This is a genomic window from Cephaloticoccus primus (assembly GCF_001580015.1).
Taxonomy (GTDB): Bacteria; Verrucomicrobiota; Verrucomicrobiia; order Opitutales; family Opitutaceae; genus Cephaloticoccus; species Cephaloticoccus primus.
In genome coordinates this window covers 35,969-49,249 of record NZ_LSZQ01000046.1, presented here as the reverse complement: position 1 = coordinate 49,249, position 13,281 = coordinate 35,969, and the positions used below count along the sequence as shown (strand labels likewise).

10 protein-coding genes are annotated in these 13,281 nt (G+C 64.7%); 6 read left to right on the top strand and 4 right to left on the bottom strand.

Features of this window, described 5'->3' with window-relative positions; translation table 11 throughout:
- The first annotated feature begins 15 nt into the window (after positions 1-15).
- From AXK11_RS05920 to AXK11_RS05910, 3 genes are all read left to right on the top strand, one after another.
- The gene (locus tag AXK11_RS05920; RefSeq protein ID WP_068630255.1) at positions 16-399 is read left to right on the top strand and encodes a YdbL family probable chaperone protein; all 384 of its coding nucleotides are present in this window, start codon (positions 16-18) and stop codon (positions 397-399) included.
- 121 nt (positions 400-520) lie between these two features.
- Complete coding sequence (locus tag AXK11_RS05915) at positions 521-1,075, top strand: gamma carbonic anhydrase family protein (RefSeq protein WP_068630254.1); 555 nt, start codon at positions 521-523, stop codon at positions 1,073-1,075.
- Between the two features lie 457 nt (positions 1,076-1,532).
- A complete protein-coding gene (locus tag AXK11_RS05910; RefSeq protein ID WP_197456822.1) occupies positions 1,533-3,515 on the top strand; it encodes a secretin GspD/PilQ domain-containing protein in 1,983 nt (660 codons plus the stop codon).
- Between the two features lie 86 nt (positions 3,516-3,601).
- Here AXK11_RS05910 and AXK11_RS05905 read toward each other — a convergent pair whose 3' ends face one another.
- Positions 3,602-4,738, bottom strand: a complete 1,137-nt coding sequence (locus AXK11_RS05905; RefSeq protein WP_197456821.1) for an undecaprenyl-diphosphate phosphatase — start codon at positions 4,736-4,738, stop codon at positions 3,602-3,604.
- A gap of 80 nt (positions 4,739-4,818) precedes the next feature.
- On the opposite strand from AXK11_RS05905, the gene trpD reads away from it, so the two are divergent.
- From trpD to AXK11_RS05890, 3 genes are all read left to right on the top strand, one after another.
- Positions 4,819-5,868: an anthranilate phosphoribosyltransferase gene (trpD, locus tag AXK11_RS05900; protein WP_068630250.1), complete on the top strand. Its 1,050-nt coding sequence runs from the start codon at positions 4,819-4,821 to the stop codon at positions 5,866-5,868.
- On the top strand, positions 5,865-7,334 hold the full coding sequence (locus AXK11_RS05895; protein WP_068630248.1) for a phosphohexomutase domain-containing protein: 1,470 nt from the start codon (positions 5,865-5,867) through the stop codon (positions 7,332-7,334). Before trpD ends, AXK11_RS05895 begins: the two co-directional genes overlap by 4 nt.
- Positions 7,335-7,777: 443 nt before the next feature.
- Positions 7,778-8,419 carry a tetratricopeptide repeat protein gene (locus AXK11_RS05890; RefSeq protein ID WP_068630247.1) on the top strand — a complete coding sequence of 214 codons (642 nt, stop codon included), beginning with the start codon at positions 7,778-7,780 and terminating at the stop codon, positions 8,417-8,419.
- A 2-nt stretch (positions 8,420-8,421) separates the two neighbouring features.
- On the opposite strand, the gene AXK11_RS05885 is transcribed toward AXK11_RS05890, so the two are convergent.
- The 3 genes from AXK11_RS05885 to AXK11_RS05875 all read right to left on the bottom strand — a co-directional run bounded on the left by AXK11_RS05885 (position 8,422) and on the right by AXK11_RS05875 (position 12,965).
- Positions 8,422-9,399: an acetylxylan esterase gene (locus AXK11_RS05885; protein ID WP_068630309.1), complete on the bottom strand. Its 978-nt coding sequence runs from the start codon at positions 9,397-9,399 to the stop codon at positions 8,422-8,424.
- A gap of 452 nt (positions 9,400-9,851) precedes the next feature.
- Positions 9,852-10,730 (bottom strand): EamA family transporter, encoded by an 879-nt coding sequence (locus tag AXK11_RS05880; protein ID WP_068630246.1) that lies wholly within the window; start codon positions 10,728-10,730, stop codon positions 9,852-9,854.
- A 540-nt stretch (positions 10,731-11,270) separates the two neighbouring features.
- Positions 11,271-12,965, bottom strand: a complete 1,695-nt coding sequence (locus tag AXK11_RS05875) for an ABC transporter permease (RefSeq protein ID WP_231865776.1) — start codon at positions 12,963-12,965, stop codon at positions 11,271-11,273.
- Positions 12,966-13,281: the final 316 nt, after the last annotated feature.

The window sequence follows — 13,281 nt, the reverse complement described above, 5'->3', positions numbered from 1 at the left end:
AACCCCTGTACTCTCATGAAAACATTTTTCCAAATGCTCCTTCTCGCCCTGTTCCTCGGCGTGCCTGCGCTCGTGACTCACGCGGCGGACGACCTCAGCGCCGTGCGCGCGCGGATGGAGGAAAGGCTGCCGACCATCGACGACCTCAAGGCCAAAGGCGCGGTGGGCGAAAACAATCAAGGCTACCTCGAAGTGCGCGACGCAGCGGCAGGCGGCAGTAATGCGCGCAACATCGTATCCGCCGAAAATCGCGACCGTGGGACAGTCTACTCCGCCATTGCCGAGAAAAACAAAACCACCAGCGAGCAAGTGGGCCGAGCCCGCGCGCGCCGCATCGCGGCCAACAGTGCGGCGGGCGTCTGGCTCCAGCGCGAAAACGGCGAGTGGTATAAGAAGTAGGGTGCGCGCGTTAATATCCTCCCCATTCTCGTTCGCACCGTTCCGGCTCCGCGGGTGTCCGCCCGCCAGCCCTCTGCCTGTTTCCCATTTCCGGCCCCCCGCTTTTCGCACCAATCGCGCTATGGACGTAAACGACCGCCTCGCCCGCCACCTCCTGAGCCGTGAGCCCGATACGGCTCGCGCGCTCTTTGTCGCGCCGACTGCCAGTATTCAGGGCGACGTCGTTTTGAGCGAAAACAGCAGCGTGTTTTATGGTGCGGTGTTGCGCGGCGATATTGCCGAAATCCGCATCGGCGCGGGCACCAACATTCAGGACAACGCTGTCGTGCATCTGGCCGACGATCTCGGCGCGCACATCGGCGAGTGGTGCACGATCGGCCATGCGGCGATTATTCACGCCTGCACGATAGGCGACGAGTGCTTGATCGGCATGGGCGCGACCGTGCTCGACGGCGCAGTCGTGGGCGAGCGCAGCATTGTGGGCGCCAACTCGCTCGTGCCCCAAGGCATGCAAGTCCCGCCCGGGTCGATGGTCTATGGCTCTCCCGCAAAAGTCATCCGTCCCCTGCGCGCCGAGGAACTCGCCTTCCTCAAAAAATCCGCTGATAAATACATCGCCGTCGCCCGCGCCCACGCCGCTTACCAAGCCCGCCGCCGTGCTGTGCCCGCCAAGTGATGTAGCGTTTTCAGCGGCCAGGAGCTCCGCGTAGCGGCCTATCCCCACGGTATCGTGAGGTACGGGGAGGAGAGCCTCGCTCGGCGTTAAACACTCGTGCTCCCGCAGTGGTCTATCTTGGTGAGCAGTTGGAGTGTTCAAGTAAGGGCTTTAAGTCTTCCCGCAAAGGATTTGGCTGGGGCTCGACAGCCCGTGATGAGTGGGCTGCTGATGAGGTGCTTCTTTCCTCTCCAGTCTGATCACTCCTCTCCCGTTCAGATTGGTCCCCCTCCTTTACCCCTCTTTATTTATGCAGATTTTAACGGCTGGGGTTTTCTTGGTGTGTGGATTTGTTTTTGGGGCGGCTGGGCTTCGGGCTGAGCAGGAGGGAGGAGAAGTGACTGCGGTGGCTGGAAATGCGGTGGGGTGGAGTGATGGGGAGATCGAGCGGTTTTTGCTGAGGGCGCGTGGTCAGTATGTGGCTGGGGAGTTGGAGGCGGCGTTGGCGAGTTATCGTGAGTTGTCGGCGCGCTTTCCCGACCGGCGCGAGTTTGCGGTGGCGGTTGAGCGGCTGGAGCGCGAGCTCGCGGGGCGGCGTGTGGCGCCGCGTTTGCAGACTCGGCAGGAGATGCTGGCGGAGGTGGATGAGAGCTGGCGTCGCCCGAGGCTTTTTGAGGAGCAGGCGGCGGTGGAAGGGGCGGCTTCGCCTGCGGTGAGCTCGCTTTCACGTAAGCTCGATGGAATCGTGTTTCCGGAGCTGAGTTTTACGCGTGTGGAGATCGGCCGGGTGGTGAGCGCGTTGAGTGCGGCTTCGGTCGAGTTTGATCGCACGGGCAGCGACTCCGCCGGAGCACCCGATTTGCCGCGCGGGGTAAACCTCGTGTTGCTCGATCCGGTCGAGCAGCAGCCGACTGTCACGCTCACGCTGCGAAACACTTCGCTGCGGCGCGTCCTCGATTTCGTTACCCAGTCGATTGGCTACCAATACGAGTTGCAGGGGGATGCGGTGGTGCTGCGGCCCGGCGGTGAGTCGAGCCCGCTGGAGACGGATTTCTTTCCCGTTTCCCGCGCAACGGTTTTGCGGATGATGGGGCAGGGCTGGCAGCCTCCGGCCTCTGCTCCCACTGCGCAGCAGGGTGCCTTTTCCTCCGCTGGCGGGAGCGGCGCGCCTGCCTTCACCGGACAGGAGGCGCCCGCGCTGCGGTATTTTTTGCAACAAGCGGGGGTGAACTTTGAGGGCACAGCCGGCAGCAGCCTCGCCTACGACGGCTCCTCAATCATCGTCACGCACACCGCGCTCAACCTGGAGCGGATCCGCAACCTCCTGCACCGCTACAACGACATCCGGCAGGTCGAGATCGAGGCCAAGTTTATGGAAGTCGCCGAAGGCGCGCTGGAGGAGCTCGGCATAAGCTGGAGCCTGAGCACCAAGCCCACGCAGCGAAACGCCGGAGCGCAGGCGAGGTACGCGATTTCGGGGCGGCCGCTCTCTGCTGCGTTTTCCAGCAGCGGTACCACCCAGCGCGGCTCGATCACGCGGCCCGCGACGGTCAGCCCCAGCGGTGAGCTCACGGAGGGCATCGACGCCACCTTTGACAACAGCCCGCCCGCGATCCCCGGGGCGCCCTCCCTCGGCGTCGGGGCCAGCGCGCTGGCGAGTGTGACCGGCGTGATCGGCGAGTTTGACGTCAACGCAGTCGTGCGCGCGCTCTCGCAAAAACAGGGTACCGACCTGCTCAGCGCGCCCAAGGTTACCGTCCTCTCCGGCAATACCGCCACGATCACCGTGGCCCAGGAGCTGCGTTACCCGCAGAGTTTCGGGCAAACGCAAAGCCAGGTGGGCACGGGCAGTGCGAGCGGTGGCGGCTCCGCCGGTGTGGCGATCACCGCTGGCACGCCGCAGGATTTTACCACGCGCAACGTCGGCGTGGAGCTGCGCGTTACCCCGATTGTCGAGGAAGACGACTACAGCATCAGCCTGGACCTGAACCCGCGCGTGACCGAGTTTGACGGCTTTGTGGAGTACGGCGGCCCCAGCGTGGCGATCTCCGGGAGCACGACCGTCAACGTGCCCTCCGGCTTTTATCAGCCGATCTTCTCCGTGCGCGACATCTCGACGAAAGTTACCATCTGGGACGGAGCCACGCTGATCATGGGCGGGCTCACCCGCGAAGAGGTGAAAAAGGTAAACGACAAAGTCCCCGTCGTGGGCGACATCCCCGGGCTCGGGCGCCTGTTCAAGTCCAGCGGCCAAAGCGCCCAAAAGCGCAACCTGCTGATCTTCGTCACGGCCAACCTGCTCAGCCCCGGTGGCTCGCCGAAAAACCAGTCGCTGCCCCACCTGCGCGCCAACTCGCTGTTCCAGAACCCCGTCCTCATCACCCCCGAAACCAGCCTCCCACGTCAACAGCTCCCTGCACAAAACACGCCCCCCGAAGAACACAGAACACTCGACCCATAGGGCCCACCCGCACATCGGCCGATTTGGGTCTCCCTACAAAGGAAGGAGAGGTGGGGCACCGCAGCGGTGGCGGGGCTAAACCAAGGCTATTGGAAATAGAGCGTGAGGGCGATTGTGGTGGCGAGGAGCAGGCGGTAGAGCGCAAAGGCGGACAGGCCGTGGCGGGTGAGGATTTTTATCAAAAACTTTACTGCTAGGGCGGCGGAGGCGGCTGCGACAGCCACGCCGAGAAGCACGCTCGACCAGCCAAAGACTTCGATCATCGCAGGGCCGCTGCGCCAGCCTTTGAGGATGGCCGCGCCAGCGAGGACGGGCAGTCCGACGAGGAAGCTAAACTCGGCAGCCTTTGCAGGGCTGAGTCCGGCCCAATAGCCGCCGACGATTGTGAGCATGGAGCGGCTGGCCCCGGGCCACAGTGCGAAGCACTGGATGAGGCCGATCTTGAGGGCTTCGCGCGGGCTGAGCTGCGCGGGCTCCTTTTCGGCGCGCGGCGCGGCTGGCGCTGACTGGACTGCGGTGGCATGTTTTGCGACTTGGGCGCGCCGCCAGCGCTCGGCCCAGAGCATGAGGACTGCGCCGCCCACGAGCCCGATCAACACGGTAGCGACGGAGAACAGGTAGTGCTCAATCAGGTCGCTGGCGGCGAGTCCCACGAGTGCGACGGGCACGAAGGCCAGCACGAGATTGCGCAGCAGGAGTAGCCCCGCGCGGTCGCGGCCCATGAGTCCGCGCAGCATCAGCACACAGCGCGACCAATACAGCGACAGGACGGCGAGGATGGCACCGATCTGGATAACGACGGTGTAGGTATCGGCGGCGAGCTTCAGGGTGAGCGGCTCGCCACTCGGGTTTTCGGGCGAGGGCGCTTTGTGCCAGAGCGGTTGTCCGGCCGCGTCGCTCAGCGGCTGCCCGGAGTCCAGGCGCAGAAACTGGTTCGTCAGGATGAGGTGCCCTGTGGAAGAGACGGGGAGAAACTCGGTGACGCCTTCGACGAGCCCGAGGATGATCGCGTCGAGCGGTGCGAGCCTGGCGAGCGGTTGGCGGTGCGGCTGCGGGTCGCGCGACTCGCGCGCGAGGCTGGGCGGCTGGCCTGCGTTTGCGGCTTCTGTGCTGGCCTCATTTGTTGCGCCGTGGCTCGGCGCGGTCGTGGCGAGTGTGGCGAGCAGGAGTGGTAAACCGAGGAGGCATGAGAGGGCGCAGAGAGGCCTTGGGCGTAGGTGCACAGCGCGTTTGCTGCGGTGTTTGCCGAGCTGCGGCAAATTTATTTGCGGCACTGAGGCTGGCTTGGCTGCCTTGTGCGGACATGCCCATTTTAAAAGAATTGACCGCGCAGCTTCTGGAGGGCGCCGAGCTCTCGGCGGAGCAGGTGGAGGCGGCGACGCAGGCGCTGGAGTCGCCCGAGGTGCCGGATTTTGAGAAGGCGGACTTCCTCAGCGCGTTGTCCGAAAAAGGCGAGACAGCCGGGGAAATCGCAGCGTTTGCACGGGCGTTTCGCCGGCGCGCGCTCGACCCCGGGATGCAGGACTGGGCGGCGCGCGCGATCGACATTGTGGGGACGGGCGGCGACCACTCGGGCGGGTTTAACATATCGAGCCTGGTCGTGCTCACGCTGGCGGCGGCGGGCGTTCCGGCGATGAAGCACGGTAACCGCGGGATCACCTCGAAGTGCGGCAGCGCGGATCTGCTGGCCGCGCTGGGCGTCGATCTTTTCGCGCCGCCCGCAGTGCTGCGCCGCGCGATGGAGGAGCTCGGCTTTGTGTTTTTCTTCGCGCCCAATTTTCACCCCGCCTTCAAGCACATCACGCCGGTGCGCAAAACGCTCGCGGGGCAGGGCAAGCGCACGGTGTTTAACATCCTCGGGCCGCTCATTAACCCGGGGCGTCCCGCGCATGTGCTGCTCGGCAGTTTTTCCAAAACATGGGTGCCGCGGCTGGCGGCGGCGCTCGCGGCGCTGGAGCCGCAAGCAGGGCTCGTCGTCCACGGCGTGATTTCTGAGGGCAAAGGGATCGACGAAGTCACTACGGCGACCCGTAACCGCGTTGTCGGTGTGGGCCGCGCGGCGGCGATCGACGCGACCTGGGAGCCCGAGCACTACGGGTTGCAGCCCGCCTCGTTTGCCGATCTCCAGGGCGGCGACCTCGCGCAAAACCTCGCAATCGTCGAGGCCCTGCTCGCGGGCAAAGCCCCGCGCGGGCTCGAAGACACGGTCGTCCTCAACGCGGCGATTTCGCTCTGGCTGGTGGGCAAGACCAAGACCGTCGAAGACGGACTTGAGCCCGCGCGCGAGCTGCTGCTTGGCGGGGCAGTGCGCCGCAAGATCGAGGACACCCGCCAATTTTACCGCAACGCATGAGCCGCCGTTACTTTGGTACTGACGGCGTGCGCGGGCCGGTCGGCGGCGCACTCGTGAATCCCGATTTTTTTGCTCGCTTGAGTGCGGCAGCCGTCGAGTGGGCGAAGACCCAGGCGGGCCGCAGTGGCAGCGTGGCTGGTAGTGAGGGCGGCACCCGTGAAGTTGCCGGAGCCGATGAACGCAGGAGCGAGGGGGCGCGGCCTTTGCGCGTGCTCATCGGCCGCGACACGCGGGCGAGCGGCCCGGAACTTGAGCGCGGCGTAATCGCGGGCGTGCTCGCGGCGGGGGCCGAGCCGGTGCGGCTCGGCGTGCTGCCGACTCCGGCGGTCGCGCGTGCGGTCAAGACGACGGGCGCCGCGCTCGGCGTCGTGATCACCGCCTCGCACAATCCGGCGAGCGATAACGGGATCAAGTTTTTCACCTCCTTCGGTACGAAACTCACCGATGCGGATGAGGCGCAGATCGAGCACCTGCTGCCCGAGGCAGTGCCACTCGGCGCGGTGGAGGCAGCCCAAACAACCGCGTGCGACGAGACTGCGCTCACGGCTTACGTGCAGGCGCACGCGCAGCTATTGCCCGCGCAGTCGCTGGCGGGCTGGCGGATCGCGGTCGATACGGCCAACGGCGCGACTGTGAGCGCGACCCCGGTCGCGTTGCGCGCGCTCGGCGCGGAGATCGTGGGGATCGGCGACCAGCCAGACGGGCACAACATCAATGCCGGCCTGGGCAGCGAGCATCCCGAAAAGCTCGCCGCGCTCGTGCGCGAATCCGGCGCGCGGCTCGGCGTCGTCCACGATGGCGATGGCGACCGCTGCATCTTGATCGACGAGCTCGGGGCGGTGCTCGATGGCGACGAGATTTTAACGATCCTCGCACTGGATGCGCTGCGGCGCGGGGCGCTGGCCCGCGATACGCTGGTGATCACCGTGCAGAGTAATCTGGGCGTCGATGCGGCGATTGGTGCCGCAGGCGGGCGCGTGCTGCGAACCAACGTGGGCGACCGCTACGTCAGCGAGCGGATGCGCGCCGAAGGCGCGGCCCTCGGCGGCGAATCGAGTGGCCACATCATCTGCGCGGATATTTCACCGACGGGCGATGGACTCGTCACCGCGCTGCGCGTGATCGATGTGATGCGGCGCAGCGGCCAACCGCTTTCCGCGCTTCGCGGCGAGCTCCGGAAATTTCCGCAAAAAACCTCGGCTCATCGCGTGCCCGAACGGCGCGCTCTCGGGAGCTGTCCGAAACTCCAGACGGCGATTCGGGAGCTGGAAGCCGCATTTAATAAAAGCGGGGAAACCGCCACCACTGGCTGCGTAGGAACGGGCCGCGTGATGGTGCGCTACTCGGGTACGGAGCTGAAGCTGCGCTTCCTCGTCGAAGCAGGCGAAGAGACGCTTGCCGCAGGCGCGCTTGCCCAGCTCGAAACCGCCGCCCGAGCCGACGGACTCTTTGAGCCCACCCAATAAATCAGTCCAAGACCGCCACTGCGCGTGGGGTGGCAGGCGGTGCCTGCACCCATTTACTGTGCCGCTTGTTCATCGGGCCTTCTGCCCGACAAACAAGCGGCACAGTAAGGGATACCCGACCTTCGGTCGGGGTCTTCAACTGGCTTTTCGGGCGGGGTGTCGTTGCCGCCGCGTCCGGAGCTGGATTCCCTGTTAGCCCAAAAAGTCCGCCCCCAATGAGTTTTCCGCTTCATTCGCATTTGATGCTTCCAGTCCTGTCGCAACGCGACAGGGGAGGTTCATGTAAATTTGCGATTTTGTTCGGGCGCGCAGCGCACGCGGCAAAATCGCAAATTCAATGGAAGTGGCGACCCGCCACCGCCCCACGCGTAGTGGAGGTCTGCGACGGGAAGCCTTGCAGCACTGACTTGCTCGGCGAGTGGCTGAGGCCTTGAGTCGGCTACATGTCGGCTGCCCCGCCACCTCGCCCGCAGGATGCGCTGAGTGCGCCGCAGCAAAAGCTGTTTGAAAACGCTCGCCGCGCTTTTGAGCAGGGCAATTGGGACTACGCGCTCACTGCCTGCGAAACGATCCTTGCGGCGCGGCCCGAGTGCTTGGCTGCCCGCCGGCTTCAACGGGCGGCCCTTGTCAAAAAAATCGCGCTGTGGCCCACATGGCTGCGGAAAGCTCGCGGCGGACTCTCTGCGCTGCTCCTGACTGTGTCGGCGAGGCGGGCCAAAAATCCGCGAGGGCGACTCCGTTTGGCAGAACGGCACTTGCTCAAAAATCCCTACGACATTGCGGCGCTCACGCTCATGGGCGAAGCCGCTGCGGCACTGGGCTGGGCCGATACCTCCGTCTTTGCCTACGAAGCGATCCGCGAGATTGAGCCACGCAATCAGGCAAATCTGCTGGCACTCGGCGAGGCCCTCTTGGCCGCCGGGCGTCACACCGAAGCCCTGAGCGCGGCCGACGCGCTTTTAGCGCAAAATCCGGTCGACGGCACCGCGCAGGCACTCATGCGCAAAGCCTCAATCGCCCAAACGCTGGAGAAGGGAAACTGGGCGGCGGAAGGCGACTTCCGCAGCAAACTCAAAAAACCGTAGCCTCAGAGGCCGAGCAGGAACTGGAGGGATTGGTCGCACTCGAAGGGCACGTCGTGACCGGTGGCGGGGTAGACGACCAGCTCCTTGGGCGAGGTGATTTTATTGTAGGCTGCGAATTGGGTATGCGGCGGCGTGATGGTGTCCATCAGCCCGGTGTAGAATTGGACCTGGGCTTTGATGCGGGGCGCGAGGTGTTGGCAGTCGACGTAGCCGAGTCGGGTAAAAATCTGGTCGGCGCGCTCATGTTTGGGATCGAAGTTGTAGAAGTAGTGGCCGAGTTCGCCGTAGGCATCGACGGCGCGGTCTGTCTCCCATACGCGGCGGTAGTCGCAGAGAAAGGGCGCCCCGATGACCGCGCGTTTGATGCGCGGCTCCAGTGCGGCGCAGGCCAGCCCGAGTCCACCGCCCTGCGAACAGCCGATCACTCCGAGCCGCTCTGGGTCGACTTCCTCGAAGCGCATAAGGACGCGGGCGAGCTGCGCGGTATCGAGGAAGATCTGGCGGAAGAGCAGTTTGCGCGGATCGGGGTCGTCGATGCCGCGAACGATGTGCCCCATGTAAGTGGTGCCGCGCACGGTGCTGTTGTCCTCGGAGCGGCCGCCCTGGCCGCGGGCGTCGAGTGCCGCGACGCAAAAGCCTTCGCCGCTGTAGACGAGTTTGGACAGAAATCGCTGACTGCTTCCCGCATAGCCGTGAAACTGAAGGAGCGCCGGGCATTTCCCGTCGGCTCCTCCCTCCGCGCGATTTTTGGGGCGCAGGTATCTGGCGTAAACCCGCGCGCCTCCCACACCGGTGAACCACAGGTCAAAGGCCTCGCTGTTTCGGGGGCTGAGCTCTTTGCTGGGGACGAGCTCGGGCTGCGGGTCAGTGGCATCGAGCTCGCGGAGGGCGGCGTCCCAATACGCATCAAAGTCGGCCGGGCGCGGGTTGCGGCCCTGATAGTTGTGGAGCTCGGCGAGTAATTCTTGGGTGAGGGGCATAAGGCCGCCCACGCTGAAATCTCCCATCGGCGAGGCAAGCCTGCTCCGCCGCCATTCCAGCGCATGCCCCTACGCGTGGGGCGGGGTCGCAGACCCCTTTATTTTGCGAGCCGCTCGTTGGCGGCTCGTCGGTCGCCACTTCCATTGAATTTGCGATTTTGCCCGTGCGCTTTGCACCCGCCCTCCCGCCCAAAATCGCAAATTTAACGGGACCTTCCCCAGTCGCGTTGCGACTGGGAAGAAACTCAAAATGCAGATGGAGCCCGTTTGGGCGCGGCGAAAAAGTTGACGGGTTGAATCACCGACTAATGGTCGGGCCCTTTCTACTGTGCGGTTTGCTCGGCGGGCGGTACGCCCGCCGAGCAAACCGCACAGTAAATGGGAGCAGGCACCGCCATAAGACCGGTCTGCGACCGCGCCCCACGCGCAGTGGGGGCTTCTGGAAGCGTCGGTCAGACTGCCGCAGGTGGGCGCGGGCGGTATTTTGTCAGCCAGCCTTCGGCGAGGGCCACGGCGCTGAGCATCAGTGCGCCGCTGAGGAGTAATTGCGGGACTGCCGCTTGCTCGCGAAAAAAGAGGAGCGAGACGAGGACGCCGATCGGGATTTTCGCGTTGTTCATCACGGCGAGGGTGCCCGCGTTGACGCGGAGGGCGCCGAGGTTCCACCAGAAGAAACCGATGCCCGAGGCGATGATTCCCAGGTAGGCGATGGTGCCGAGCTGGGCGGCACTGGGGCGAAAGCCGGGCCAGTCGGTGCTGAAGAGCGAAGCGGCGAGGCTCGCGCCGAGCGCGCCGAGGTAGAGCAGCCCGAAAAGCTCGCGCTCACGAAGGCCGGCAGGAGCGCGTGCCCGCTCGCGCCGCCAGGCGAGCTGGCCGAGCGCGAAGCACAGGTTGGACAGTTGCATGAGGCCGAAGCCCGCTGCGATGCCCGCCAGCGCGAGTGAGTGCCAGAGCATGACCGAGGCCCCCGCAATCGAGAGCAGCGCCGCCCAGAAATGCCGCCACTGCCAGCGGCGCTCAATCGCCGCATCGAGCAGCGCGACATAAACGGGTGTGAAGATCGTGAAGAGCACGACTTCGTGCGCGGCCAGAAACGCAAAGGCGCGCAGGTACAGCGTGTACATGATGCCAAACTGGAGCGCACCGATGGACGCCAGCCGCCACGCTTGGCGCGCGGGGATGCGCCGCAGTTTTAAAAAGGGCACAAAAACGAGTGCCGCAAAGAGGAGCCGCAGCACGACGACGGCAGTCGGGTCCAGCGTGGTGAGCTGGCCTTTGATCAGACCGAAGGAAAAGGCCCAGGTCAGCGAGGTGAGGATCAGATAAAACATGCGGCGGGCGGGAGGAGGCGGGAGGGGCGCGGTCGGGCGCGTGTGAGTGAGGCGTTGTGGTGGCTTGGTCGCCTGGCTGGCGTTAGCCGTTGGGGAGCGCGGCACTTAACGCACGCCTTTTTAGCCCACTCCGCGTGGGGCGGTGGCGTGGCGCCACGTGCCATTCAATTTGCGATTTTGCCACGTGCGCTTTGCGCCCGAACAAAATCGCAAATTTAAGGATCTCCCCCCCTGTCGCTTCGCGACAGGACGCGAGGCATCAAATGCGAATGGAGCGAGTACCCATTGGGGCGAGGTGAGAAAGTTTACGGGTAAACTCCTACCCGACCGAAGGTCGGAAGTTTTCAACTGTGTGGTTTGTGCATCGGGCGGAACGCCCGATGTACAAACCGCACAGTAAATGGGAGCAGGCACCGCCTGCCGCCGCCCGCGTAGGGCCGCCCTGCCGCCCCACGCGCAGTGGAGTCTTCGACTCTTTTATCCAGCGAGGCCCTCGTTGGGGCCTCGTCAGGAGTCGTATCAATTCGTTGGATACGCTTTTTAAACGCGGAAGATCGCGCCGAGTTTTTTGCCGAGCAGCAGGCTCATGCCGACGATTGTCACGCCCAGGAAAACCATTGCCCAGACGCCGAGTGCGCTGGCGATAAACTTGCCCTCACCGATGAGCTGGAAGAGCTCCATGATCGCCTTGGTGATCGGGTAGTAGAGCTGTTTTTGCGCGAGGATCAGCGAGTCGGAGACTTCGAGCATGGCGAAGGAAAAGGCGAGCAGCCCGCCGGCGATCAGGTTGGCCATGATGAGCGGCAGGGTGATTTTGATCGTCGCCTTTAGCGGTGGGCAGCCGAGGTTTTGCGCGGCTTCTTCGAGCGTCTCGCTGGTCTGCTGAAAACCGGCCACGGCGGAGCGCACGACGTAGGGCAGGCGGCGCACGGAGTAGGCGATGATGAGCAGGACGCTCGGGTTTTCGACCGGGTTTATGAAGTCAAAGAGACGCCCCTCCTGCGACATCGCGAGGTAGCCAAAGGCGAGCACCAGCCCGGGCACGGCCAGCGGCATCATGGCGAGCGAGTCCAGCACCTGGCGGCCGGCGAGCCGGCTGCGGACGACGACGTAGGCGATGGCGATGCCGAGCCCGATGTCGATGAGTGTGGAGAGGCTGGCGAACTTCAGACTGTTGGCGATTGCGGGGACGGTGAGCTCGCGGCCGAGCGCGAGCCCGAAGTTTTCGAGCGTGAAGCCCCGCGGCAGGACGCTGCCGTACCAGTCGCTCGAAAAGGCGACGAGCACGACGCCCAGGTGCGGCAGGATCGCGACAAAGGTCACGCTCGCGAACAGTAGCGTGCACAGCGCGCGGCGCAGCGGCGGCAGCTCGCGCGGGCCGCTCGTCGTCGCGGCCTTGGGTGCCGTGGCGTGGCCGCTGCGGCCAAAGAGTCCCTTGCCCAGCGCGTAGAGCGCGACCGAGCTTGCGAGCATCACCGTGACCAGTGCGTAGGGAAACGGGTTTCCGCCGATGTCGCGCAGCCCGTAGTAGATCTGCACGGGCGTGACGCGCGCGTAGTCAAAGACCAGCGGTGTGCCCAGCTCCGTGAAGGCCCAGATAAACACGATGGTGCCGCCCGCGAAGAGCCCGGGCTTGATGAGCGGCAGCGTGATTTTGAAAAACCGGCGCAGCCCCGTACAGCCGAGGTTTTCGGCGGCCTCTTCCATCGCCGGGTCGATGTTGGCGAGCGCGGCGACGGCGTTGAGGTAGATGATCGGGTACAGCGAGAGCGCCTGGATCAGCGCGACGCCCCAGAACTGGTTGAGCGCAAACCAGTCGAAGGCCCAGCCCTCGGGCCGCAAGCCGCTCGCGATCAGCAGGCTGTTTACTGCGCCGTACTGGCCGAAGATTTGCCTGATCCCTATCGCGCCGACAAAGGGCGGCAGGATCATCGGCACGAGGACGAGCGAGCCGAGCAGCGTCTTCCCGGGAAAGGCGAAGCGCTCGGAGACGAAGGCCAGCGGCAGGGCGACGAGCATCGCCAGCACCGTCGTCGCGCAGGCGAGCAGGAAGGAGTTTCGCAGCCCGCCGAGGTAGAGTGGGTCGCTCAGTAGCACCGCAAAGTACTCCACCGTGAAGCGGCCATCGGCATCGAAGAAACCACCCTTCAGGATCTGGAGAATCGGCCACAGAAAAAACGCGGCGAAGAACACCGCGGTCAGGGCAAAGACGAGGCGCGCAAAATTGGCCGACATCGCGCGCGACGCTGCGAGTGCCACCGGATTATGCAAGCGGCAGAGAAGACGGCGCACCAACGAGCGGCTCGCAAAATGAAAGGGTCGAAGACCCCTGCGCGTGGGGCGGTGGCGTGGCGCCACGTGCCATTCAATTTGGGAATCGGCCTCGACGCTGCGCGTCGAAGCACGATTCCCAAATTTGCCCCCCAGTCGCGTTGCGACTGGGAAATGTGGCCTCAAATGCAAATGAAGCGGAAACCCATTGGGGCGCGGCGAAAAAGTTTACGGGTTAAACTCCCACCTGAGCTCCATTCAGGGAGTTTATTCTACTGTG

Excerpts from the sequence above, each read along its gene's own strand:
- AXK11_RS05875 (WP_231865776.1), bottom strand. The coding sequence starts at position 12,965 with ATGTCGGCCAATTTTGCGCGCCTCGTCTTTGCCCTGACCGCGGTGTTC.
- AXK11_RS05890 (WP_068630247.1), top strand. The coding sequence starts at position 7,778 with ATGTCGGCTGCCCCGCCACCTCGCCCGCAGGATGCGCTGAGTGCGCCG.
- AXK11_RS05920 (WP_068630255.1), top strand. The coding sequence starts at position 16 with ATGAAAACATTTTTCCAAATGCTCCTTCTCGCCCTGTTCCTCGGCGTG.
- AXK11_RS05915 (WP_068630254.1), top strand. The coding sequence starts at position 521 with ATGGACGTAAACGACCGCCTCGCCCGCCACCTCCTGAGCCGTGAGCCC.
- AXK11_RS05895 (WP_068630248.1), top strand. The coding sequence starts at position 5,865 with ATGAGCCGCCGTTACTTTGGTACTGACGGCGTGCGCGGGCCGGTCGGC.
- AXK11_RS05885 (WP_068630309.1), bottom strand. The coding sequence starts at position 9,399 with ATGCCCCTCACCCAAGAATTACTCGCCGAGCTCCACAACTATCAGGGC.
- AXK11_RS05880 (WP_068630246.1), bottom strand. The coding sequence starts at position 10,730 with ATGTTTTATCTGATCCTCACCTCGCTGACCTGGGCCTTTTCCTTCGGT.
- trpD (WP_068630250.1), top strand. The coding sequence starts at position 4,819 with ATGCCCATTTTAAAAGAATTGACCGCGCAGCTTCTGGAGGGCGCCGAG.